Raw genomic sequence first — 23,250 nt, 5'->3', positions numbered from 1 at the left:
GGACGGTACGGCCGTCGACTCGCGTCCGCTCCAGGTACTTGTGGGGCCACTCGACGACGATCTCGTCCGCCTCCGGGAAACGGGCGGCGGTGGCGAAGACGGGACGCGCGTCGCACACCGTCACGCGATAGCCCAGGAACTTCCCGATCCGCACCAGCGCCGACGCGAAGTCGATCGCACCGAACACGATCATCCGGGGCGGCGGCACCGACGACTCCACCAGCAGCGTCAGCGGAGCCCCGCAGCGCGAACCCTGCTCACCGATCTCCAGAGTGCCGGTGCGGCCCGCGTCCAGGAACGCACCCGCCTCAGCGGCGATGGTGCGGTCCAGCTCCGGATGGGCGCCGAAGCCACCCTCGTACGAGCCGTCGGGCCGGACCATCAGCGCGCGGCCGGTCAGCTCCGTAGGCCCGGAGACGATCCGCGCCACCGCCGCCGCCTCCCCCCGCGCGGCGGCAGACAGCGCGGCGGCGACCACCGGCCGGACGGGATCGCCGGCCCGGACCGGGGTCACCAGGATGTCGATGACGCCACCGCAGGTCAGACCGACGGCGAAGGCGTCCTCGTCGCTGTATCCGAAGCGCTCCAGGACGCTCTCGCCGTCCTTGAGGGCTTGTAGGCACAGCTCGTACACCGCGCCTTCCACACAACCGCCGGAGACCGAGCCGATCGCCGTGCCGTCGGCGTCCACCGCGAGGGCCGCGCCCGGCTGACGCGGGGCGCTGCCGCCGACGGACACAACGGTGGCCACGGCGAAGTCACGGCCCCGCTCGACCCACCGGTTCAACTCCTCGGCGATGTCCAGCATCTCCCGGTCTCCTTGGACGTCATTGCGGTCGGCGTGATCTTGTGCCCATGGGGAGCGCCCTCAGAGGAGCTTCTCCATGGTGATCGGCAGGTCCCGGACGCGTGTTCCGGTCGCGTGGTGCACCGCGTTGGCGATGGCCGCCGCGGCGCCGATCACCCCCAGTTCGCCGATCCCGCGGGCGCCGACCGGGCTGACGTCCGTGTCCGGGTAGTCGAGGAAGTGGACGTCGATCGGGGGGACGTCGGCGTTCACGGCCACCATGTAGTCGGCGAGGTTGGCGTTGGCGATACGGCCGGTGTCGGTCTCCAGATGGGCGTCCTCCAGGAACGCCTGGCCGAGGCCCCAGATCACTCCGCCGACGATCTGGCTGCGGGCGGTCTTCTCGCTGATGATCCGGCCGGCGTCCACGACACTCACGAACCGGGACAGCCGGGGCTCGCGCGTCCACCGGTTGACCCTGACCTCGCAGAAGTGCGCGGAGAAGGACTGGAAGGACACCTCGCTCTCGGCCGGTGCCTCCGGTGTCGTCGCCACCGCCTCCACCGCCGGGGTCGCCGTGCGTGCCAGGAGTTCGGTGAAGCGCAGGGACCGCCCGTTCCCGGAGAGCGTGCCGGCGCTGTAGTGCAGATCGCCGGTGGCCATGTCGTGGAAGGGGGAGCGCGGATGGGTCACCGCGTGTTCGATGAGTGCGGCGATCGCGGCCTTCGCCGCCGGGGGCACGGCCGGGGCCACGCTCGCCGTCCCCTCCGAGCCGATCGCCCCGGCGGCCGAGGCTTCGGTGGTGGGCAGCGTGGAGTCCCCCAGCTCCGTCGTGATGCGGGACAGCGGCAGCTCGAGGGCGTCGGACGCCATGACCGCAAGGACCGTACGCATGCCCGTGCCGATGTCGGCGTTGGCTGTGCCGACGGCCGCCGTGCCCTCGCGGCGGAACGCCACGCGCACACTCACGCTGAAGGCCGGCGCAGAGCCCAGCCCCGAGGTGGCCATGCCCAGGCCGACCAGCCAGTCGCCGTCCTTGGTGGTGCCGGGAGCGGCGCCACGGCGGTGCCAGCCGATGCGTTCGGCGCCGATGCGGTAGCACTCCTCCAGGTGGTTGCTCGACCAGGGCAGCCCTTCGCCGGGATGGACGTCGGCGAAGTTGCGGCGGCGGATCTCCAGCGGGTCGATGCCCAGTTCCACGGCCAGCTCGTCGATCGCGCACTCCAGGCCGAAGGAGCCCGGCTGTTCGGCCGGGGCGCGCATGATCGTGACCGGCGGGATGTTCAGCTTCAGCGTGTAGTTGCGGGCGGCGACGTTCGGCACGCGGTAGCTGCGCAGGGATGCCAGGGCGGGCGCCTCGAAGCCGTTGCCGATGACCGAGCCGCGGCAGTACCCGTCGTGCCGGATGACGTGGAGCCGTCCGTCCCGGTCGCTGCCGAGCCCGACGGTCTGGATCGACGCGGCCCGGTGGCCGGTCACGGTGTACAGCTGTTCCCGGCTGACCACGACCTTGACCGGGCGGTTCAGCGCACGGGCCGCGGCGGCGGCCAGCAGGGTGGGTGACCAGGTCGTGGCCTTGCCGCCGAAACCGCCGCCGACGTGCGGGCTGACCACGTGCACGTGGTCCGGTTCGACACCGAGCCCCGTCGCGATCTCGATGGCGTGCAGGGCAGGGCCCTGGGTGCCGGTGTGGAGGGTGAGGGTGTCGCCGTCCCATCGCGCGACGGCCGCGTGCGGCTCCATCGCGTTGTGGTGCTCGGCGGGCTGACGGTACGTCTGCCGCAGCCGGACCGGGCTGGTGGCCCAGGCCTCCTCGACGGCCTGCGCGGAGGGCACCACCACGGAGGGCGGATAGGAGAGTTCCTCGGCGTCGTCGAGGTTCTCCTCGAAGGACAGGTCGACGGGTTCGGACCGGTAGTCCACCGTGATCAACGCGGCGGCGTCCCGGGCCTGTTCGATGCTCTCCGCGACGACCAGCCCGATGACCTGTCCGCGATAACGCACCTCGCGGTCCTGGAGCGGTGGCCGCATCTCGCCGAAGGCTTCGGCGGCTCCGCCCGGTGACTGCGGAGACAGCCGCAGCGGGTCGAAGGGGCTGTAGACGGCGATCACTCCGGGGGCGGTTCGTGCCCGGTCGGCGTCGACGGCACGTACGGTGCCGCGGCTGATCGTGCTGAGCACCAGATGGCCGTGGACCATCCGCGGCAGGACGTGGTCCGACGCGTACGCGGCGGCTCCGGTGACCTTGGCGCGGCCGTCGACCCGGTTGACCGGGGTACCGATGAGGCTCTGTGTCATGTCAGTTCGCCAGATCCATCAGGGCCCGTGCGAGCGTTCGGCGCAGCAGAGCCGGCTTGAACTTGTTGTACGGGAGCGGGACCGCCCCGTCGGCGGCGTGCTCCACCGCTTTGACGACCGCCGACTCGCGCAACTGCCGTCCGAGCAGGGCCTGTTCGACAGCGGGCAGCCGCCAGGGCTTGGTGCCCACGCCGCCGACCGCGATCCGGGCGCCCCGGACGGTGCGGCCCCGCAGGTCGACGGCCACGGCCGCGGAGGTGAGGGCGAACTCGTAGGACTGCCGGTCGCGGACCTTGAGGTAGGTCGAGCGGCGGGCCCAGTGCAGGTTCGGCACGACCACCTCGGTGAGGATCTCCCCCGGCCCCAGGTGGTTCTCCAGGTGCGGGGTGTCGCCGGGAACGCGGTAGAAGTCGTCCAGCCGCAGCGTGCGTGAGCCCGCACGTCCGGTCAGGACCACGGAGGCGTCCAGGGCGACCAGCGCCACTGCGAGGTCGCTGGCATGGGTCGCGACGCAGGACTCGCTCGTACCGAAGATCGCGTGTCCGCGGTTGACGCCGTCCCGCGCCGGGCAGCCGGTGCCGGGTTCGCGCTTGTTGCAGGCGGAGGTGATGTCCCTGAAGTAGGAACAGCGGGTGCGTTGGAGCAGGTTGCCGCCGATGCTGGCCATGTTCCGCAGCTGTCCCGACGCGCTGAGCGCGAGGGCCTGGGACAACACCGGGTAGTCCCGTACGACGGTCTTGTCGGCGGCTACGTCGCTCATCCGCTCCATGGCCGCGATGTGCAGGGCGTCGCGGCGCTGGTGGATCCCTCTCAGCGGCAGCCGGTCGATGTCGAGCACCTTGCTCGGGGTCATCACCTCCAGCTTCATCAGATCGACGAGGGTGGTGCCGCCGGCCAGATAGGCCGTGCCGGCGTCGAACCGGCGCAGCGCGTCCTCCAAGCCCGCCGCTGTCACGAACTCGATGGGCCGCATCAGCGCGCTCCCTTCCGTACGGCGTCGACGATGTTGGGGTAGGCGCTGCACCGGCAGATGTTGCCGGACATGTGCTCGCGGATCTCCTCGTCGCTCCCGGCCCTTTCCTCCTGGACCAGCCCCACCGCCGACATGATCTGGCCGGGGGTGCAGAACCCGCACTGGAGTCCGTCGCAGTCCACGAACGCCTGCTGCATGGGGTGCAGTTGCTCGCCGTCGGCCAGCCCCTCGATCGTCGTGACCTGCTTGCCGTGCACCGAAGCGACGAGCGTCAGACAGGCCAGTACCCGCCGTCCGTCGATATGGACGGTGCACGCCCCGCACTGCCCGCGGTCGCAGCCCTTCTTGGTGCCGGTCAGGGCCAGTCGCTCACGCAGCGCGTCCAGCAGGGTGACGCGCGCGTCCAACTCCAGCTCCACGTCCTGCCCGTTGACGGCGAAGCGTGTGCCGCCGTCCTGCGGGGCCGGGTCGGATGCCGCCTGGGCGCGTCCGTCGCCCCCTGCGCCCGGGACGGCGAGGGCGCCTGCCGTACCGGCCGCGCCGGCGAGAAATCCGCGCCGCCTGACGCCCGTTGGGTCGTCCATGATGCCTCCACCATCCGTACTGACGCAGCGTCACGCGGTGGCACGGTGACGCGAACCGGAGGTCCCCGGAATGTTAACGACGTTAACGGAGGATCCTCCGGTAAGCAACCGTCGAGGGGCCTTCCGATCGGTCGGTCCGGTCCGCCGTGTGGTTGGCGCCCTCGGTCATCGGGTGCCATCGGGCGCCATCGGGTCGGGCTTCAGAGGGGGCGATGGACACCGCCGCACGTGACGAACACCCTCAAGGCGCAGTGCGTGGATCGGCTCCCTGATGTCCGCGAGGGCAACCGGCGCTACCCGTCGGCGAACCGACGGGATCGCGTCGAGCAGGGGCGGGAACTGGGTGACGTCACTGGGGTCGCCGCCGGTCAGTAGGACGGCGAGCGGGGCATCGTGAACAGCAAAAACGCCCTCCCGAAGGAGGGCGGAGACGGTGCGCCCCCGGCAGGACTCGAACCTGCGGCCAAGCGCTTAGAAGGCGCCTGCTCTATCCACTGAGCTACGGGGGCCGGTGTGGTGGCCTCGTGTCTGGTGCTGCCCGGGTGTGGGCTGATCCGTGACGTTGCCGGGGACAAGGATAGGGCTCCCGCGTCCTTGTCCCTGTTGCTTCGCCTCCGTGGCTCGATGTGGAGGTTCGGTGAAGCGGTCCTGATAATCGCAGGCAGGTACGAATCGTGCATCGCTTTTGGCGCCTCACGCCCCGGGTGTTGTGCACTCGTTATGCCTGGACTGTGCCCGCGTCCCAGTCATCCCTTCCATCCCTTGTGTCCGGTCGGCGCGCAGACATGCTCATATGCTTCAGAATTCCCCTAAAATTGGGCATTCTTCGCATGTGGTGACCTTGGACGTACGGCCTCAGCTGCTCGACGCACTCTCCGCCCTGCGCGACCGTGTCGCCGCCGCACGCTTCCCGCTGCCCCTGGCGGGGGCTCCACGCGCGCGTGCCAACCGCGACGAACTGCTCGCACAGCTCGACGACTATTTGGTGCCCCGGTTGCGAGAGCCCGAAGCACCCTTGCTGGCCGTGGTGGGCGGTTCCACCGGTGCCGGCAAGTCGACCCTCGTCAACTCCCTTGTGGGGCGGCGGGTCAGCGAGGCGGGCGTCCTGCGGCCGACCACGCGCACGCCGGTCCTGGTCTGCCATCCGGAGGACCATCACTGGTTCAGCGGCATGAGGGTGCTGCCCGACCTCACGCGCGTGTGGGTGCCCCACCAGGAACCCGGGGACGACCTGCTGCTCCCGGGTGAGAACCCCGCGCGCGTACTGCGCGTCGAGACCGCCGAGACCCTCCCGCGCGGCCTCGCCCTCCTCGACGCCCCCGACATCGACTCCCTGGTCGCCGACAACCGCGTCCTGGCCGCCGAACTCATCTGCTCCGCCGACATCTGGGTGATGGTCACCACGGCCGCCCGCTACGCCGACGCCGTCCCCTGGCATCTGCTGCGTACCGCCAAGGAGTACGACGCCGCCCTCGTGACGGTCCTGGACCGCGTCCCGCACCAGGTCGCCTCCGAGGTGTCCCGGCAGTACGCGGCGCTGCTCACCAAGGCCGGCCTCGGCGACGTACCGCGCTTCACCGTGCCCGAACTCCCCGAGTCGGCCTGGGGCGGCGGGCTGCTGCCGGCCACCGCCGTCGCCTCGCTGCGGAACTGGCTCATCCACCAGGTGCAGGACCCCGCCAACCGGCAGCACACCCTGGCCCGCACCGCGTACGGCGTCCTCGACTCGCTCAAGTCCCGGATGCCCGAACTGGCCAGCGCCGCCGCCGCGCAGTACGCCGCCGCCCTCCGGCTCACCTCCGCCGTCGACGCGGCCTACGACAGCGAGCACGCGCGCGTACGAGGGCGGTTGCAGGCGGGCGCCGTGCTCGCGGGGGACGCGCTGAAGCGCTGGCGCGCGTTCCCGGTCGACTGCTCCGCCGGTGAGCTCCTCGACGCCCTCATGGAGAGCCTGGCGGCCCTCTTGCTGTGCGCCGTCACCGCCGCCGACGAGCGCGTCGACGAGAACTGGCGGCGCGAACCCGCGGCGGGCGCCCCCGGACTCGCCGACCGCGACCCCTCCCTGGAGAGCGCCGAGCACCGCATCGGGATGGCGGTACGGCGCTGGCGGCGCGAACTGGAGGAGTACGCCGAGGAGGAGGTGCGCGACCTCGACCGCACCGTCGCGCCGGACCCCGAGGTGGTCGCCGTACTGGTCGCCACCGCGCTCCTGGGCGGACGCAGGGCGCGTTCGGCCGGTGAGGGGCTCGCCGAGCGGATCGGCGCGCACGGAGCGCTGCGGCTGCGCGACCGGGGCGGGCGGCTGCTCGCCGAGTACGTGGACCGCGTCATCCACACGGAGCGCGAGCGCCGCCTCGCGCCCCTCGACGCACTCGACGTACACCCCGAACCCCAGGCCGAACTCATCGCCGCGCTGTCCGTACTGCAGAAGGAGAGGTGACCGGTGACCGCCATCACTGACCAGGACCACACGGATCACGCCGACCACATGGATCACACGGATCATGCCGATCAGGTTGGGGAGACCGAGAGCGCGGACGGGCGTCCGGAAAAGGGGTCCCTTGAAGAGGGCGTTTCTGAAAACGGCCTCCCTGTAGGGGACGCATCCGAAAACAGCCCCCCTGTAGAGGGCACTTCGGACGGCCACCCCCTCGGAGAGGACGACGAGAACCGCACGGGTGCGAGCGCTGACACCGACGCCGGCAGCGGACGTAAGGACGACGACACCCACAGTCGTACGGAGTCCGCCGCCGCATCCGTATCCGCCTCCGTCGAAGGCGCGAGCGTCTGGGACGACGGGCTGATCGCACGCCGCGTGGCCGAGGACGGGACCGTCGCGCCCGGGTACGTACCCCCGCCCGTCGTGGAGACCAGGGGGCCGAGCGCGCAGGCGATGGCCGCCCCGCTCGCCTACGACGGTCATCTGCGGTCGCGGCTCGACGCGTTGCGGGAGCTGGTGGGGCTCTCGCGGACCCGGCTCGACAGCCGGACCCTCGCCGAGGCCGGGCGGGTGCTGGACGAGGCGGCCGCGAGGCGCCGGCTGTCCGGGCAGCACACCGTCGTGGCCATCGCGGGCGCGACGGGCAGCGGCAAGTCGCAGCTGTTCAACGCGCTCGCCGGCGTCGCGATCTCCGAGACCGGCGTACGAAGGCCCACGACCGCGGCCCCCATCGCGTGCAGTTGGAGCGACGGGGCCGCGGGCCTCATCGAGCGCCTCGGCATCCCGCCCCGGCTGCGGCGGCGGCCGTTGCAGAGCGCCGAGGCGGAGGCGCAGTTGCGCGGGCTCGTCCTGGTGGACCTGCCCGACCACGACTCGGCGGCCGTGCAGCACCGGGAGCAGGTGGACCGCGTCCTGGCGCTCGTCGACGCGGTCATCTGGGTCGTCGACCCCGAGAAGTACGCGGACGCCATGCTGCACGAGCGCTATCTGCGGCCGATGGCGGGCCACGCGGAGGTCATGTTCGTCGTCCTCAACCAGATCGACCGGCTGCCCGGAGAGGCCACCGAGCAGGTCCTCGACGACCTACGACGACTCCTCGACGAGGATGGCATCGCGCTCGGCGAGTACGGCGAACCGGGCGCCACCGTGCTCGCGCTGTCCGCCCTCACCGGGGACGGCATCGGTGAACTGCGCGAGTCGCTCGGCCAGTTCGTCGCGGAGCGTGGCGCCCCTGCGCGCCGTATCTCGGCCGACCTGGACGCCGCCGCGATGGACCTGCGGCCCGTCTACGCCACCCGGCGGCGCACCGGCCTCAGCGAGGAGGCGCGCGACGAGTTCGCCGGACGGCTCGCGGACGCGGTGGGCGCCACCGCGGCGGGCGAGGCCGCCGAGCGCGCGTGGCTGCGCAACGCCAACCGCGCGTGCGGGACGCCCTGGCTGCGGCTGTGGCGCTGGTACCAGGACCGGTACGAAACCCCCACGGGGCGGCTCCCGTTGCGCACGCAGGAGGACGAGGAGGCCACGGCCCGCCAGCGCGTCGAACAGGCGGTACGGACGCTGGCCGACCGGGCCTCGGCCGGGCTGCCCGCGCCGTGGGCGCAGGCGGTGCGCGAGGCGGCCGTACGGGGCTCACAGGGGTTGCCCGAGGCGCTCGACGAACTGGCGGCGCGGGCCGGACTGCCTCCTGGGCGACCGCCGCGGCCGGGCTGGTGGCCGGGGGCCGTCCTGACCCAGGCCGCCATGACGATCCTTCAGGTCGTGGGCGGGCTGTGGCTGCTGGGCCAGATCATCGGCTTCATGGCGCCGAACCTCGGGGTGCCGGTGCTGCTCATGGTGGCCGGGATCATCGGCGGCCCTCTCGTCGAGTGGAGCTGCCGGATGGCGGCACGCGGTCCTGCGCGGCGGTACGGCACGGACGCGGAACGGCGGTTGCGGGAGGCGGCCGCCGGGTGTGGGCGGGCCCGGGTACTGGATCCGGTGGCGGCGGAGCTGCTGCGGTACCGGGAGGTTCGGGAGCAGTTCGGGCGGGTCACGGGGGTGGGGGCGGCGGCGGGGACGCGGTGAGGGCGGTCGTGCGGGGGGTGGGGTGGCGCCGAGGGCGGTCATGTGGGGGTGGGCGGCGTTGAGGGTGTGACCGGGTGAACCAGTCGGCCAACGGCACCAGGTGAACTCGGCCGTGACGGTGGATCACTCGTCCGGGTGACGGAGTTTTCCACAGGCGGAGGGCGGTCCACAGGGCTCGGCGGGCCCGGTCCGACGGAGGCAGTCTGGCGGTGCGGCGATCGCGACGGACGTGATCGCCGCGGCGGCGAAAGACGCAGACGCAGCCGTACGGGACGGGCCCGTAGGCATGTCCGCCCGGTCTCCGCGGCCGGGCGAGGGAGGGGTTCGTGATGAACGAGACGATCATCTGTGCCGTGGGGAACGTGGCGACGCAGCCGGTGTACCGGGAGCTGGCGTCGGGACCGTCCGCGCGGTTCCGGCTCGCGGTGACCTCGCGTTATCTGGATCGCGAGAAGAACACATGGACCGACGGGCACACCAACTTCTTCACGGTGTGGGCGAACAGGCAGCTCGCGACGAACGCGGCGGCGTCGCTCAGCGTGGGCGACCCCGTCATCGTGCAGGGCCGGCTGAAGGTGCGCACGGACGTGCGCGAGGGGCAGAGCTGGACCTCGGCGGACCTCGACGCGGTGGCCATCGGGCACGACCTCGCGCGGGGTACGTCGGCCTTCCGGCGGGCGAACAAGCAGGAGCCGGGGACGGCCGCCGCGTCCGCGGAACCTGAGCCCAACTGGGAGACACCGCCGGGTGGTTCGGAGGCGGACTTGTCCCCACAGGAGCCGGAACCTCTCGCGGTGACGTGATGGTGGACAGTGCCCCGAGGTGACCGGACTGCGGCTTATCGGCGAATGCGCCGGGTGCGGCCTGGTGCGGCCCGGTGGATTTGTCGATAAGCCCTGCTCGGACGCGGTCCGGGCGATAACGATTCCGAGTCGGATCGTTTGTCCGACGGTATGACCGGGAGGCGTGGTGTGCCGCGTCCCTAGGATGCCGGTGATATCTCTCGGGGCTTCTGATTCTGCTGGTGGGACCACACCCCCCACGTCAACGGGTCCTGCTCGAAGGGGAATTTGGTGCTTTCTTCGTTCTCTGTGCTGTCCGTGTGCAGGCGAGGCGCGGCCCGGCTGGCCGCCGCCACTCTTGTGTCCGGACTCGTCGCCGCCGGTGCGCTGGCCGGGGCCGGATCGGCGGCCGCCGAGGAGACGACGCAGAGTCAGGGCGGGGCGACCGCGACCATAGGCGCCCTGAAGACGTACGGCGCGGCCGTGATCCACGACGCCGGCGGGGACCAGGAGGTCTCGGCGGGGCTGTTCGAGATGTCCGTGGACGGCGGCGGCACCCTGCAGACGTACTGCGTCGACATCCACAACCCCACGCAGCGGGACGCGAAGTACCACGAGACCGCCTGGAGCGGCACCTCACTGGCCGCCAACAAGGACGCCGGCAAGATCCGTTGGATCCTGCAGAACTCCTACCCGCAGGTCAACGACCTCGCGGCGCTCGCCGCCAGGGCGGGCGTCCAGGGCGGTCTGACCGAGCAGGACGCGGCGGCCGGCACGCAGGTCGCCATCTGGCGCTACTCGGACGGGGCCGACGTCGACGCGGTCGACCCGCAGGCCGAGCGGCTCGCGGACTACCTGCACAAGAGCGCGGCCGACCTGACGGAGCCCAAGTCCTCGCTCACCCTCGACCCGCCCGCCGTCTCCGGCCACCCAGGCGAGCTGCTCGGACCGGTGACCGTGCACACGAACGCGGCCGGCGTGACGCTGACGCCGCCGGCGGACGCCGCCATCAGTGGTGTGCGGATCGTAGGCAAGGACGGCAAGCCGATCACGTCCGCGGTGGACGGCAGCCAGGTCTTCTTCGACGTGCCCGAGGACACCGCCGCCGGCTCGGCGGAGCTGACCGTGCAGGCCTCGACGACCGTGCCGGTCGGCCGTGCCTTCGCCTCCGAGAGCCGGAGCCAGACGCAGATCCTGGCCGGTTCCAGCGAGTCGACGGTCTCGGCGACGGCGAGCGCGAGCTGGGCGAGCCAGGGAGCCATACCGGCACTGTCCGCGGTGAAGAACTGCGCCAAGGGCGGCCTGGACCTCACCGCGGCCAATCAGGGCGACGAGGCGTTCACCTTCGCGCTGCTGGGCGAGGAGTACAGCATCCCGGCGGGGGAGTCGCGCACGGTGACGGTCCCCTTGCAGGAGGACCAGGCGTACGACTTCACGATCACCGGGCCGAGCGGCTTCGAGCAGCGCTTCACCGGGGTCCTCGACTGCAAGACGCAGGGCAGCGCGGGCGGCGAGGCGGTCCAGACCCTCAGCGAGCCGAGCCCGGCCACGGTGGGAGGCGTCGCGGACGACACCAACCTCGCCGCGACGGGCAGCTCCAGCGCGACCCCTCTGATCGCGGGCGTCGCCATCGGCCTGGTCGTGATCGGCGGGGCGGCGCTGGTGCTGGTCCGCAAGAAGGAGATGTCGGCGGAAAGGTGACGGTCGCGGCGGCGTGCGTCTCGCGGTGGCGGGCGGCTTACAGCGGCCGGCAGCTCACAGCCCGGAACCGCCCGTCGCGTCGATCACCCGGCCGGTCACCCAGCGTGCGTCGTCGGACGCGAGGAACGCCACGATGTCGGCCACGTCCTCCGGCCGGCCGACTCGGCCCAGCGCTGCCAGGGACGCCGCGTGGGCTTCGGCCTGCGGATTGCCGCGTAGCCAGCTCGCGTTGACGTCGGTGTCGATGATGCCGGGAGCCACCGAGTTGGCGGTGATGCCTCGGGGGCCCAGTTCCTTGGCGAGGTTGAGGGTGAAGGTGTCGAGCGCGCCCTTGGTGGCGCCGTAGGCGATGATCTCCGGCATGGCGAGGCGGGCCGCACCGCTGGAGATGTTGATGATCCGCCCTCCGTCACGCAGCCGCTCCAGCCCTTGCTGCACGATGAAGAACGGTGCGCGGACGTTCACGGCGAAGACCGCATCGAAGGCGTCCTCGGTCAGCGACGCCAGGGCGGAGCTGCGGCCGATGCCGGCGTTGTTGACGATGATGTCGACGCCACCGTTGGGTGCGTGGGCATCGACCTGGGCGTCGAAGGCGGCCCACAGGGCGGTCGCGTCACCGTGCCGTCCCAGCTCGGCGTGCAGGGGGAAGGCCCGGCCGCCGTCCTTACGGATGCGTTCGACGACCTCGTCAGCTGCTGTCTCCTCGCGCGCGTAGGCGACGGCGACGGTGGCGCCGTCCCGCCCGAGTCGTTGCGCGATGGCCCGGCCGATGCCGCGGCTGCCGCCGGTGACCAGTGCGGTCTTTCCCTCAAGTGCGTGTGTACCCATGGCTGTTGGCCACTCCCCGATTTGTTGAGTGATTGCTCAAAAAAGGTAACACGCCTTCTTGAGTGAGCGCTCTAAAATGGAGGGGTGACTGACAGAGGAGTGACTGACGCACGCGCCAAGCGAGGGCGGCCGAGGGCGTTCGACCGTGCCGCGGCACTGACAGCGGCCACCCACCTGTTCTGGGAACGCGGCTACGAGGCCACCTCCATCGGCGAGCTGACGGAGGCGATGGGCATCAGGCCCGGCAGCCTGTACGCGGCCTTCGGCGACAAGAAGTCCCTGTTCAAGGAGGTGGTGCACAGCTACGGGCGCTCGCCCGTGGGCGCCTTCATGGGCGTCGCCCTCGAAGAGGAACCCACCGCCCGCGGCGCCTTCACCCGCATCCTGCGCGAGGCAGCGATCATCTATCCCGACCCGGCCCACCCGGCCGGATGCCTGACGATCAGCGCGGCCACCAACGTCACTCCGCAGGACGCCGAGGTGGAGGCCTTCCTACGAGACCTGCGCAACGCGAACCTGGGCGTCTTCGAGGCGCGACTGCGCGGGGCGCAGGAGGCCGGCGAGCTGTCCGACGCGGCCAATCCCCGCGCGCTGGCCGCGTACTTCGCCGCGATCATCCAGGGCATGTCGCAGCGGGCCCGCGACGGGGGCACGGCGACGGAGCTGACGGAAACGGCGGAACTGGCCCTGCTCGCATGGCCTGCGCGGACGCCGTCCGGGACTGGTGCGACGGGTCGCGTGCAGGACTAAGTGCACGCCCTGTCTATCCCCTGGCCAAGGAACCCCCAGGTCACAGCCCCCGACTAAACGGGTAACACCAAAGTGTGGACGTCAGGCAAGACGGGGTGATGCTTGCCAGAGGAGGGCGCGAAAGGCCCCCACCAGCAGATTCCCCGCCGACGAAGGCCGTTTGAGGCGGCTTGGGTCGTCCATGGGTCGTGGCAAAGCCACAGCTCTAGCCAGGCGGGCATCTGAGGTGGAGGATCTTCGATGCCGAGGCACCCTCGCATCAAGCCGCGCATCTGTTTCCAGCGTTCCCAAAGATCTTGGAGATCTTGCTCGATTTCCTCGAATGACTTCACCGGGTTCCCCTCCTCCAGTCGCTTGACTCCTCGATATGCCTGAGTGAGTTCCTTCGCTATCGCGTCCAACTCGATAGACGATCCGTTGCGAGAAGATGGGAGCCAGCAAGGTCCCAGTTACGCCAACGAGTGCAGCTACCAGAGCGGTTAGTCCGTTGTCCACGTATGCCCCCCGGCCGGACTGGATCTGTCGTCGACAGCCAAGCTCATGATGCCCGGGAACACGCCATTCCACTGATGTGCTGCCCGGCAGTTGTTCACGCTGCTTGGTTCCTGGCGTGACTGGCGATCCAGTGGAGCGAGTCGCTGCCCGCGATCCAAAGGATGTCCGCACCTCGGGTCTCCCGTGCGACGTGGAGAGTCCGCCGTGCGCGATCGAGGTGAAGGCCTTCAGCCGCTCGGCGCGCAGTGAGGCGCTGCCGCTGGAACACCGGCCCTCTCCGCAACCCCTGTGACCTCAAATGACTGATCTCTGCAGAGCTACGGAACAGACGGTTGTGAGAGGGGTGGGTGCGGAGGCATTCGGCGTCCCGGGACCCCGGCTGGTGGGGAAAACGCCGTTCGCCCCCCAACAGCCACCGCTGGCAACGCGGCCAGTACCCGCGAGGTCAGAGAAACGCTCCGGGAAGGCTGCTGCGAGAGAAGGTGTGAGTCTCTAAACCGGACAACGCCGAGCAGGCGAACGATTTAGCGTCGGCCACGCCCACGCCATTCATTGGCAACTTGCGAAGAATTTACGATGGCGGTGACTCCAAGACGCTACGCACGTCGCGGATAAAGTCTCGGTATGCATATTGAACTCGCGACTGTAGTTCATGCAGCCGAGTACTCTTCTCGGAAGCATCACCTTCTGACGGCAAGTCATCCTGCCATGCTTTGAGGGCGCTAACGACTTCTCGCAAGAGGGTAGCGATCTTCCCTGCACTCTTCGAGGCGGCGGCAGGTCCGGTAACTGCAACCCGACTTCGGGCAGTAGCGAAAGTGTCAAGCGACTCTTTGAGGGCTGCTGTGAGATCTTGCAGCCCTTCAGCGCGCCCTTCCAGTAATGCGTCCTCCAACGCCGTAGCGGCTCCGGCGAATCGATCATAAGTGATCAGGAATTCCTCGTATGCCCGCTGCCGCTGCTCACGTAACCAATGCCCGTGCTCGACGCGCCCTTGCTGTCGTGTCGCCAAATACGTCAAACATGCGGTACCTAATGTGCCGATGACGCCGACACTCGCTCCGAGTACAGCCGCTAGGCCCTGGTCCACGCCGACATACTGCCGATCGATCTCTCGATCTACAACTGACTCGATCAGGCCATGAGTCACAAAGGCTTGTGCGCGCAGCGGCGGACAACCACATACGCCTGCGGACCATCGCCATAGACGGAGGGCACACGACTCCTGGCCGGCGGCGCGGACGAGTTGCTTCGGGACGAAGAGGTCATCGCTTAGGGGCCACCCATGCGGCGCCACCGTCGGGACTTGTCCTGGTCGACGGCCGGACAGCGTGGCTCAGGCCGGCAGGGGTACAGCGAGGCACACGCGCCTGTACGGTCGACTGGCCCTCCGTCGTGGCCGGCTGTCGTCGGCTGAGCTTCAGACGCTCCGGGGCCCAACTCTGCGTGGCGACGTTCGAGGCGGGCAGCACCTACGTTGCCGAGCCCCGGCGACGGGTGCGGGTCGTGCGATCGATGGCCCGTGAGCAGCCCGACGGGTCGCCGTTCCGCGCCGACATGAAGGCTGTCGGCAGGTCGGGGACTGGGAGTCGGCGGAGTCCGGGCCTGCAAGCCGTGCCGTACCTGTCGTCTCTGGGCCGTCCCCGGGCCGTGAGGCGCCACTCAAGTGTGACCGTCGACAACAAACCGTGACAGGTCCGCTACCCACCCCACCAAGGAACCCCCAGGTCACAGCCCCCCGACCAAACGGGTTAACACCCAAGTGTGGACGTCAGGCAAGATGGGGTGTATCTGCCCACTGCCAGATTTCAAGCTGCCGGACGGTTTCTCTTGGCTGAGTTCATTTACACCATGCGCAAGGCGCGCAAGGCGCACGGCGACAAGGTGATTCTCGACGACGTCACCCTGAGCTTCCTCCCTGGGGCGAAGATCGGCGTCGTCGGCCCGAACGGCGCCGGTAAGTCCACCGTCCTCAAGATCATGGCCGGGCTGGAGCAGCCGTCGAACGGTGACGCGTTCCTGTCTCCCGGTTACAGCGTCGGCATCCTGCTGCAGGAGCCCCCGCTGAACGAGGAGAAGAACGTCCTGGAGAACGTCCAGGAGGGCGTTGCCGAGGTCAAGGGCAAGCTCGACCGGTTCAACGAGATCGCCGAGCTGATGGCGACCGACTACTCCGACGCGCTGCTCGACGAGATGGGCAAGCTGCAGGAGGAGCTGGACCACGCCAACGCGTGGGACCTCGACGCGCAGCTGGAGCAGGCCATGGACGCGCTGGGCTGCCCGCCCGGCGACTGGCCCGTGGCCAACCTCTCCGGTGGTGAGAAGCGCCGCGTCGCGCTCTGCAAGCTGCTGCTTGAGGCGCCCGATCTGCTGCTCCTCGACGAGCCCACCAACCACCTCGACGCCGAGTCGGTGAACTGGCTGGAGCAGCACCTCGCCAAGTACGCCGGCACCGTCGTCGCCGTGACCCACGACAGGTACTTCCTGGACAACGTGGCCGGCTGGATCTGCGAGGTCGACCGCGGCCGCCTGCACGGCTACGAGGGCAACTACTCCAAGTACCTGGAGACCAAGGCCACCCGCCTCAAGGTCGAGGGAGCCAAGGACGCCAAGCGGGCGAAGCGTCTGAAGGACGAGCTGGAGTGGGTGCGGTCCAACGCCAAGGGGCGGCAGGCCAAGTCCAAGGCGCGCCTTGCGCGTTACGAGGAGATGGCCGCCGAGGCCGACAAGATGCGGAAGCTGGACTTCGAGGAGATCCAGATCCCGCCGGGCCCGCGCCTGGGCAGTGTCGTCGTCGAGGTCAACAACCTCGGCAAGGCGTTCGGCGACAAGGTCCTCATCGACAACCTCAGCTTCACCCTCCCGCGCAACGGCATCGTCGGGGTCATCGGCCCCAACGGCGCGGGCAAGACCACCCTGTTCAAGATGATCCAGGGCCTGGAGGAGCCGGACTCCGGTTCCATCAAGGTCGGCGAGACCGTCAAGATCAGCTACGTCGACCAGAGCCGCGAGAACATCGACCCCAAGAAGACGCTGTGGGCCGTCGTCTCCGACGAGCTCGACTACATCAACGTCGGCCAGGTCGAGATGCCCTCGCGGGCGTACGTCTCCGCGTTCGGCTTCAAGGGTCCCGACCAGCAGAAGCCCGCCGGCGTCCTCTCCGGCGGTGAGCGCAACCGCCTCAACCTCGCGCTCACCCTCAAGCTCGGCGGCAACCTGCTGCTCCTCGACGAGCCGACCAACGACCTCGACGTCGAGACCCTCGGCTCGCTGGAGAACGCGCTCCTCGAATTCCCCGGCTGCGCCGTGGTCGTCTCCCACGACCGGTGGTTCCTGGACCGGGTGGCGACGCACATCCTCGCCTACGAGGGCGAATCCAAGTGGTTCTGGTTCGAGGGCAACTTCGAGTCGTACGAGAAGAACAAGGTCGAGCGGCTCGGACCGGACGCCGCCCGGCCGCACCGCGCCACCTACAAGAAGCTGACCCGGGGCTGATCGATCTTGCGCCACATCTACCGCTGCCCCCTTCGCTGGGCGGACATGGACGCGTACGGCCACGTGAACAACGTGGTCTTCCTCCGCTATCTGGAGGAGGCCCGTATCGACTTCCTGTTCCGCCCGGACAAGGACTTCCAGCAGGGGTCCGTGGTGGCGCGCCACGAGATCGACTACAAGCGGCAGTTGGTCCACCGGCACCACCCGGTGGACATCGAGCTGTGGATCACGCAGATAAGGGCCGCGTCCTTCACCATCACCTACGAGGTGAAGGACGACGACCTGGTCTATGTGCGGGCCTCGACGGTGGTCGTGCCGTTCGACTTCGAGGCCCAGCGGCCGCGCCGACTCACCGCCGAGGAGCAGGAGTTCCTGCGCGAGTACACGGACGACGCGGCCGCCGCGGACCCTGAGCAGGGGGCCGTCGCCGCATGACGGTGCTGCACCTCGCCGACGAGGGGGAGACGGCGGATCTCGCGGCCTTCCTCTCCCGGCTGCTCCACTACGACCGTGGAGCGGCGGTGCGCCTCCAGGCGGTCGGCACGGCGCTCGCCGTCTTCGGCCGACCGCCCTCCTTCGAGGTACTGGCGATCCGCACGGTACGACTCGCCAAGCCCTACGAGAACGGCCTCGACGTCACGCTGGACGTGACCGTATCCGCGGGCGAACTCCTGGAGTCCGTCGACGAGTCGGCCGCCACGGCCGGCGTGCCGGCTGCCGTGACCGGGCCGCCCTGGGCCGGGGTCCTCCCGCCGCGCGGCGGTTGGAAGCCGGTGCCCGGACTGCCCGCACCGGACGTGCTGCGCGCCCTCGTCGGCGCGGCGGTCGCCGAATTCCGGTCCCGTACGCAGGAGTTGGCGCCCGAACTGCGTACCCGGGCCGAACTCGACCGCATCGGGCGGGAGATCTGGTCCCGGACGGTCGGCGACACCCCCCTTCCGGTACGGGTCCTGCACGCGGCCCAGTCCCTCGGCTTCCTGCGCGGAGCCTCGGGGGACTGGCGGCTGTTCTCCTCCGGCGCGTGGCTGCGGCTGCGTACCGCCTACGGTTCGATCGCCGTACGGACGACGGGACTTGGGGCGCTCGGCGTCAGCGTGCGCTGAGCCGTTCCGCCCGGCACCCATACCGGCCCCGGGCCGTCTCACCTGTCACTGTCGTCCGGCCATACGGCGATGTGGTCCGGCTCCAGTTCCAACGCGACGCGGTCGCGCATGCCCAGGGCCTCGGTGTACTCGGCGGGGAGCTGGAGACGCCCGGCCCGGTCGAGCATGGCGTACTCGCGGGCGACCACCGTCTCGTGGCCCGTGGTCTCGTCGACCTCGCTGCGGCGCAGGACCTCCGTGGAGGTGCGGCCGTCGCGGATGGCGACCGTGCGGCGGACCTCGCCGGCGACGGCCTGGTCGTGGGTGACGATGACGATCGTGGTGCCCAGAGCCTCGTTCGCGGTACGGAAGGCGGCGAAGACCTGTTCCGCGGTGTGCGAGTCGAGTTCGCCGGTGGGTTCGTCGGCGAGCAGGACCGAGGGGTTGTTGGCGAGGGCCGCGCCGATCGCGACGCGCTGCTGCTGGCCGCCGGACATCTGGTGCGGGCGCCGGTCGCGGCACTCGGCGACGCCGAGCAACTCCAGGAGTTCCAGGGCGCGTTCGGTGTGCGCGCGGCGGAAACGGCGGCCGTGGGCGCCGGTCAGCTGCATCGGCAGGGCGACGTTCTGGGCGGCGGTGAGGTAGGGGAGCAGGTTGCGGGAGGTCTGCTGCCAGACGAAGCCGATGGTGTCGCGGCGGTAGGCGAGGCGGTCCTTGGCGGTCATGGCGAGCAGGTCGTGGCCGGCCACGCGGGCGGCGCCGGCGGTGGGGGTGTCCAGTCCCGCGAGGATGTTCATCAGTGTGGACTTGCCGCTGCCGGACGCGCCCACCAGGGCCATCAACTCGCCCTCGCGGACCAGGAGATCGAGCCCCTGGAGCGCCTGCACCTCGATGCCGTCCGTGGTGAAGATACGGACGAGACGGTCGCAGGTGATCAGGGCGTCGTGGCCGTAGGCGGGCCGGTCGCGGTGCGCGGTGGCGCGCTGGGCCAGGTCGGCGAGGGTGGGGTTCGTCGTGGTCATCGGAGATCTCCTGGGACGGTGCCTCGTCGGTGCCGCGGTTCGTGAGTCGCAGGGGTCAGCCACAGGTCGTGAGTCGCACGGGTCGGCCACTGGTCGGGAGTCGCACGGGCCATCGGCGGTCCCGCACTCTCAATTCCGCCGGTCACGCAGGTCATCGGCCGTCCCGCACCCTCAATTCCGCCGGTCACGCAGGTCATCGGCCGTCCCCCACCCTCAGTTCCGCCACCGACCCCCGCCGGCCCGTCCACCACGCCTGCACTCCCGCGACTCCCACCGTCACCGCGATGATCGCCAGTGCGGGAACCGTGAGGGACACCGCGTCCGTGTGCAACTCGGCCGCGTCCACCGGGACTTGGGCGGAGGCCAGGGCGATGGTCGTGAGGTCGATGCCGGGGGAGAGGAGCCGGATCGCCGCCCAGCCCGTGAGCGCGCCGCCCGCCGCCGCGAGGACCGCCTGGGGGAGTGACTCCAGGACGAGCAGACGGCGGCCCTGCGCCCGGGTCAGGCCCATGGTGCGCAGTCGGGCCAACAGGGCCCGGCGTTCGGGGGCCGCGCGGACGAGGGAGAGGAGGAGTGCGAGGACGGCGTAACCGGCGCCGGCGGCGACCGCGGCCGTGTAGACGCGTTCGGCACCGGACTGCAGGGGCGAGTCGACGTACTGGGCCCGTTCCTCGGAGCGCAGAAGGACGGCCGCGCCGCCCGCCGCCCGACGCAGGGCGGCTCCGTCGAGGTGGTCGCCGGTCAGCAGCAGGACGGTCGGGCGGGATGCTTCGGCGCTCAGGCCGGCCCGGTCCACGACGAGGAAGTCGGCGCCGATGACGGCGGGCGTGCGGTCGAGGACCAGTGTGATGCGGACGGTGACGTTGGTGCCGTCCTCCAGACGGACGGGGAAGGGCCGGGTGCCGTAGGTGGCGGCGACGGCGGGCGAGGCGATGGCCGGCAACACGGTCGCCCCCGTGCCGGACCCCGCGCCCGACCCGGTGCCGGACCCCGCGCTCGCCCCTGTGCCGGACCCCGCTCCCGACCCCGTACTGGAATCCTCGCCCGACCCCGACCCCGACCCCGACCCCGACCCCGACCCCGACCCCGTTCCAGACCCCACGCCCGACTCATCCCCCGCCCGGACTCTCAACTCCCCCGCCCCAAAAGCCCCTTGCCCCGTCCGTGACGTCAACTCCGCGTAGCTCCGCGGGTCCACGCCCGCCACCGGCACCGACCGTCGGTCGCCGTTCGGCTTGGCCTGGTAGCTGATGCTCACCGCCGTCGACTCCCGGACCCCTGACAGACCGCGCACGCGGTCCGACAGGGACGCCGGCAGCGCGCCGGTGCCCTCGACGCGGGCGTCGGCGCCCACGGTGGAGAGCGCGGCCTGGTCGCGGGCCTCGCTCACGCCCGCCAGGACCGAGCCGCCGAAGGCCGCCGTGGTGAGGGCGGTCAGGAGGGCCAGCAGGGGCAGCACCGCGGAGGCGGAGGTGCGGCCCGCGCGGGCCAGGGACAGATGGCCCACCGCGCCGCGCAGCCGGGCCGCCGGGCGGGCCAGGCCGCGCAGCGGGAGCGGGTAGAGGCGGACCAGGACCAGGGCCGCGGCCACGCCCACCAACACCGGGGCGAGGGCGGCGAGTTCGTCGCCGGACGTGCCCCTGCGGCGCAGGGTCTCGACCGCGCCGAGCGTCACGACGAGCAGGGTGAGCTCCGCGACCGTACGGCGCCGGGACGGTCGTACGGATGCCACGTCCTCTCGGGCGCCGTGCAGTCGCACCACGCGGTGGACGGCCGCCGCGCGCAGGGGCAGGGCCGTGCAGGCGACGGCGGTGGCGCCTGCCGCCGCGGCGACGGCGTAGGAGAGCCGGCCGCCGGGGAGGGCGAGCAGCGCGACCGCGAGACCGAGGGCGCCGGCGGGCAGGGACACGATCGACGTCTCCGCCAGCAGGCGGCCCGTGACCCCGCGCAGGGATCCACCGCGGGCGCGCAGCAGGAGCAGTTCGGAGCGGCGGCGGTCGGCGGCGAGGCCGCCCGCCATCAGCAGGACGATCGCGGCGACCGTGCCGGTGCCGACGACGGCCACGGCCACGAGCGGGCGGATGCCCGAGCGCAGGTCGGTGTAGGTGACGAGGACCTCGTCGAGGTGGGTGCTCACGTCGGTGGTCGGGTCGGTGCGGGTGCGCATCTCGCGCAGGACCGGGCCGCCCTCCAGGGAGGCGATCGCGGCCTTCAGGCCGTCGAGTTCGTAGGCGTGCAGATCGCCCGGGGCCGGCGCCAACTGCCAGTAGCGCAACGGGTTTCCGGGCGTGCCCAGCAGCGCGGGGGCGGCCTCGGGGGCAAGCAGCAGGCTGCCGAGCCAGTACCGGTCGCCCTCCGCGCCCGCGCCCGGCAGGAGGATCAGGCTGGGGGTGCGCAGAAGGGGCCGGGTCGCCCAGTAGGCGCCGTTCGGGTCGCGCGGGGTGACGATGCCGGTGACGCGCACGGCGAGCGGGCCGCGTTCCACGCCGGGCACGTGGATCACCGAACCGACCTTGATGTGCATGCGCTTCGCGGTCTCGGCGCTGACCGCGGCCTCCACCTCGGCCGTGGTGGTGGTCACCTGCTCCGAGGCGCGCGGCAGCCGGCCGGTCACCGAGCGGACGTGTCCGGCGAGGTCGTGCTGCGCGGTGAGGGAGACCTGCGCGGGCACGCCGTTGGGCCGCGGCAGGAAGGCGTCCGGCGCCTCCATCGGGGCGGCGGTCCGCACCCCGTACGTCGACTGGCCGGGGTCGGCGACGAGCGGGCGCGGCACGGCGTCGACGACCTGCCGGTACTGCGCGCCGAGCCGGTCGGGGCGCAGCGCGTCCTCCCGCATGCCCTGCGACATGAGGAGGTCGGGCTGCTCCGCGGACACGTCCACGCTGGTGGTGTCCGGGCGCGCCCGCTCGACGGCGTGCCGCAGCCCCGCGTCCTCGTACCGGTCGACCGCCCGGGGCAGGGCCGCGGCGAGGCACGCGGTCAGCGCGACGAGCAGCGCGAGCGCACAGGCGGCGCCGGGGGCGGTACGCAGCCGGGTACGGACCCAGGGGGCCAGTACCGGCGTACGGGCGCCTCGGGCCCGCACCCGCCCGCCAAAGAATCGGCCCATCTCACTCACCCCCCGAATCCCGCAACGACACCACCGGATCCGCCCGCCGCAGCGCCAGCGCCCCGGTGACCAGCAGCGGGGCCACCGCCACCGCGACGAGCAGCAACGCGACCTGGGGGACGGGCAGTTCGACCAGCACGGACGGCACCGGCCGGGCCGCCTCGCCCGTCAGCACGATCAGCGGGATCACCGCCCGGGTCAGCACCGCGCCGAGAGCCGTACCCACGACCAGGGCCAGCGCCACCAGGACGCCCTGTTCGAGGGCGATCATGCGGGCCAGCCGGCGGCGCGGGGCGCCCAGGGCGCGCAGCACGGCGAGTTCGGCGCCGCGCTCGCGCAGCGATCCCGCCGCGCTCACCGCGAACCCGACCGCGGCCAGCGCCGCCGCGACCCCGGCCGCCGCGCCGAACGCCGCCTCCGGGCCCGCGCCGAACGGGTCGTCGCGCAGTTGCGCCGCCATCTCGTCGCGCACCACGACCTGCGCGGGATCCATGTCGGGCAGCGCCCGCAGCGCCGTGGCGACCTGGCCCGAGCCGCCGGCGTCGGTGCGCAGCCACCACTCCGTGGGCGTGACGCTGATGCCGTACCGCGTCTCCAACACCCGGTTCACGGACGGCAGATCGACCAGCAGCGCGCCGCCGTCCGTGTCGCTCGTCGTCGGCAACTCCCGTACGGAGTCGACGATCCGCACGGGCACGTTCTGGCCGCCGAACGTCACGTCCACGCGGTCCCCGGTGTGCGCGCCCGCCGAGGTGAGGAAGCGGTCCGTCACGACGGCGGTGACCTCGGGCGGCTTCGGCTGCGCCACCTGGACGCGCACGGTCACCGCGGGGGCGATCC

General features: G+C 71.2%; 16 protein-coding genes, 1 tRNA gene and 2 pseudogenes. 9 read left to right on the top strand and 10 right to left on the bottom strand.

The window, feature by feature from the left end; all coding sequences use genetic code 11:
* The 6 genes and pseudogenes from ACWDR3_RS38910 to ACWDR3_RS38885 all read right to left on the bottom strand — a co-directional run.
* On the bottom strand, nucleotides 1-808 hold an 808-nt coding region (locus tag ACWDR3_RS38910), incomplete at its 3' end, for an XdhC family protein (RefSeq protein ID WP_450357316.1).
* A 60-nt stretch (nucleotides 809-868) separates the two neighbouring features.
* Nucleotides 869-3,085, bottom strand: coding sequence for a xanthine dehydrogenase family protein molybdopterin-binding subunit (locus ACWDR3_RS38905; RefSeq protein ID WP_450357315.1), 2,217 nt, complete (start codon nucleotides 3,083-3,085; stop codon nucleotides 869-871).
* A gap of 1 nt (nucleotide 3,086) precedes the next feature.
* Nucleotides 3,087-4,058 carry an FAD binding domain-containing protein gene (locus tag ACWDR3_RS38900; RefSeq protein ID WP_450357314.1) on the bottom strand — a complete coding sequence of 324 codons (972 nt, stop codon included), beginning with the start codon at nucleotides 4,056-4,058 and terminating at the stop codon, nucleotides 3,087-3,089.
* Entirely contained in the window at nucleotides 4,058-4,642 is a 585-nt protein-coding gene (locus ACWDR3_RS38895) for a (2Fe-2S)-binding protein (protein WP_450357313.1), read from the bottom strand. Before ACWDR3_RS38895 ends, ACWDR3_RS38900 begins: the two co-directional genes overlap by 1 nt.
* 303 nt (nucleotides 4,643-4,945) lie before the next feature.
* Nucleotides 4,946-5,086: pseudogene (locus ACWDR3_RS38890) on the bottom strand (IS5/IS1182 family transposase); the annotation flags it as partial.
* Nucleotides 5,079-5,151: transfer RNA gene (locus tag ACWDR3_RS38885), tRNA-Arg, on the bottom strand. The gene ACWDR3_RS38885 and the pseudogene ACWDR3_RS38890, both read right to left, overlap by 8 nt.
* A gap of 323 nt (nucleotides 5,152-5,474) precedes the next feature.
* Here ACWDR3_RS38885 and ACWDR3_RS38880 point away from each other — a divergent pair.
* The 4 genes from ACWDR3_RS38880 (at nucleotide 5,475) to ACWDR3_RS38865 (ending at nucleotide 11,629) form a co-directional block, all read left to right on the top strand.
* Nucleotides 5,475-7,082: a dynamin family protein gene (locus tag ACWDR3_RS38880; protein WP_450357312.1), complete on the top strand. Its 1,608-nt coding sequence runs from the start codon at nucleotides 5,475-5,477 to the stop codon at nucleotides 7,080-7,082.
* 3 nt (nucleotides 7,083-7,085) lie between these two features.
* Nucleotides 7,086-9,146 carry a GTP-binding protein gene (locus ACWDR3_RS38875; RefSeq protein WP_450357311.1) on the top strand — a complete coding sequence of 687 codons (2,061 nt, stop codon included), beginning with the start codon at nucleotides 7,086-7,088 and terminating at the stop codon, nucleotides 9,144-9,146.
* A gap of 329 nt (nucleotides 9,147-9,475) precedes the next feature.
* Complete coding sequence (locus ACWDR3_RS38870) at nucleotides 9,476-9,949, top strand: single-stranded DNA-binding protein (protein WP_450357310.1); 474 nt, start codon at nucleotides 9,476-9,478, stop codon at nucleotides 9,947-9,949.
* A gap of 270 nt (nucleotides 9,950-10,219) precedes the next feature.
* Entirely contained in the window at nucleotides 10,220-11,629 is a 1,410-nt protein-coding gene (locus tag ACWDR3_RS38865) for a Cys-Gln thioester bond-forming surface protein (RefSeq protein ID WP_450357309.1), read from the top strand.
* 54 nt (nucleotides 11,630-11,683) lie between these two features.
* Here the strand turns inward: ACWDR3_RS38865 and ACWDR3_RS38860 are convergent, their stop codons facing one another.
* Nucleotides 11,684-12,457, bottom strand: a complete 774-nt coding sequence (locus ACWDR3_RS38860; RefSeq protein WP_450357308.1) for an SDR family oxidoreductase — start codon at nucleotides 12,455-12,457, stop codon at nucleotides 11,684-11,686.
* Nucleotides 12,458-12,541: 84 nt separating this feature from the next.
* On the opposite strand from ACWDR3_RS38860, the gene ACWDR3_RS38855 reads away from it, so the two are divergent.
* The 5 genes and pseudogenes from ACWDR3_RS38855 to ACWDR3_RS38835 all read left to right on the top strand — a co-directional run bounded on the left by ACWDR3_RS38855 (nucleotide 12,542) and on the right by ACWDR3_RS38835 (nucleotide 18,300).
* Nucleotides 12,542-13,207: a TetR/AcrR family transcriptional regulator gene (locus ACWDR3_RS38855; protein ID WP_450357307.1), complete on the top strand. Its 666-nt coding sequence runs from the start codon at nucleotides 12,542-12,544 to the stop codon at nucleotides 13,205-13,207.
* 1,956 nt (nucleotides 13,208-15,163) lie between these two features.
* Nucleotides 15,164-15,294: pseudogene (locus tag ACWDR3_RS38850) on the top strand (GntR family transcriptional regulator); the annotation flags it as partial.
* Nucleotides 15,295-15,532: 238 nt separating this feature from the next.
* A complete protein-coding gene (gene ettA / locus ACWDR3_RS38845; protein ID WP_450357306.1) occupies nucleotides 15,533-17,197 on the top strand; it encodes an energy-dependent translational throttle protein EttA in 1,665 nt (554 codons plus the stop codon).
* Nucleotides 17,198-17,203: 6 nt separating this feature from the next.
* Complete coding sequence (locus ACWDR3_RS38840) at nucleotides 17,204-17,632, top strand: acyl-CoA thioesterase (RefSeq protein ID WP_450357305.1); 429 nt, start codon at nucleotides 17,204-17,206, stop codon at nucleotides 17,630-17,632.
* Nucleotides 17,629-18,300 (top strand): hypothetical protein, encoded by a 672-nt coding sequence (locus ACWDR3_RS38835; protein ID WP_450357304.1) that lies wholly within the window; start codon nucleotides 17,629-17,631, stop codon nucleotides 18,298-18,300. Before ACWDR3_RS38840 ends, ACWDR3_RS38835 begins: the two co-directional genes overlap by 4 nt.
* A gap of 38 nt (nucleotides 18,301-18,338) precedes the next feature.
* Here the strand turns inward: ACWDR3_RS38835 and ACWDR3_RS38830 are convergent, their stop codons facing one another.
* From ACWDR3_RS38830 to ACWDR3_RS38820, 3 genes are all read right to left on the bottom strand, one after another.
* Nucleotides 18,339-19,301, bottom strand: coding sequence for an ABC transporter ATP-binding protein (locus ACWDR3_RS38830; RefSeq protein WP_450357303.1), 963 nt, complete (start codon nucleotides 19,299-19,301; stop codon nucleotides 18,339-18,341).
* A gap of 193 nt (nucleotides 19,302-19,494) precedes the next feature.
* Complete coding sequence (locus ACWDR3_RS38825) at nucleotides 19,495-22,410, bottom strand: FtsX-like permease family protein (RefSeq protein WP_450357302.1); 2,916 nt, start codon at nucleotides 22,408-22,410, stop codon at nucleotides 19,495-19,497.
* A 1-nt stretch (nucleotide 22,411) separates the two neighbouring features.
* Nucleotides 22,412-23,250: FtsX-like permease family protein (locus ACWDR3_RS38820; RefSeq protein ID WP_450357301.1), on the bottom strand; the 839-nt coding region annotated here is incomplete at its 5' end.

This window comes from Streptomyces sp. NPDC001002 (assembly GCF_053599215.1).
Note: the sequence above shows the minus strand (reverse complement) of the source record. Positions and strands in the feature narration are given on the sequence as shown.

What these genes read in the sequence shown, in the direction of transcription:
- ACWDR3_RS38905 (WP_450357315.1), bottom strand. Translation starts at nt 3,085, where the DNA reads ATGACACAGAGCCTCATCGGTACCCCGGTCAACCGGGTCGACGGCCGC.
- ACWDR3_RS38900 (WP_450357314.1), bottom strand. Translation starts at nt 4,058, where the DNA reads ATGCGGCCCATCGAGTTCGTGACAGCGGCGGGCTTGGAGGACGCGCTG.
- ACWDR3_RS38895 (WP_450357313.1), bottom strand. Translation starts at nt 4,642, where the DNA reads ATGGACGACCCAACGGGCGTCAGGCGGCGCGGATTTCTCGCCGGCGCG.
- ACWDR3_RS38870 (WP_450357310.1), top strand. Translation starts at nt 9,476, where the DNA reads ATGAACGAGACGATCATCTGTGCCGTGGGGAACGTGGCGACGCAGCCG.
- ACWDR3_RS38860 (WP_450357308.1), bottom strand. Translation starts at nt 12,457, where the DNA reads ATGGGTACACACGCACTTGAGGGAAAGACCGCACTGGTCACCGGCGGC.
- ACWDR3_RS38835 (WP_450357304.1), top strand. Translation starts at nt 17,629, where the DNA reads ATGACGGTGCTGCACCTCGCCGACGAGGGGGAGACGGCGGATCTCGCG.
- ACWDR3_RS38830 (WP_450357303.1), bottom strand. Translation starts at nt 19,301, where the DNA reads ATGACCACGACGAACCCCACCCTCGCCGACCTGGCCCAGCGCGCCACC.
- ACWDR3_RS38825 (WP_450357302.1), bottom strand. Translation starts at nt 22,410, where the DNA reads ATGGGCCGATTCTTTGGCGGGCGGGTGCGGGCCCGAGGCGCCCGTACG.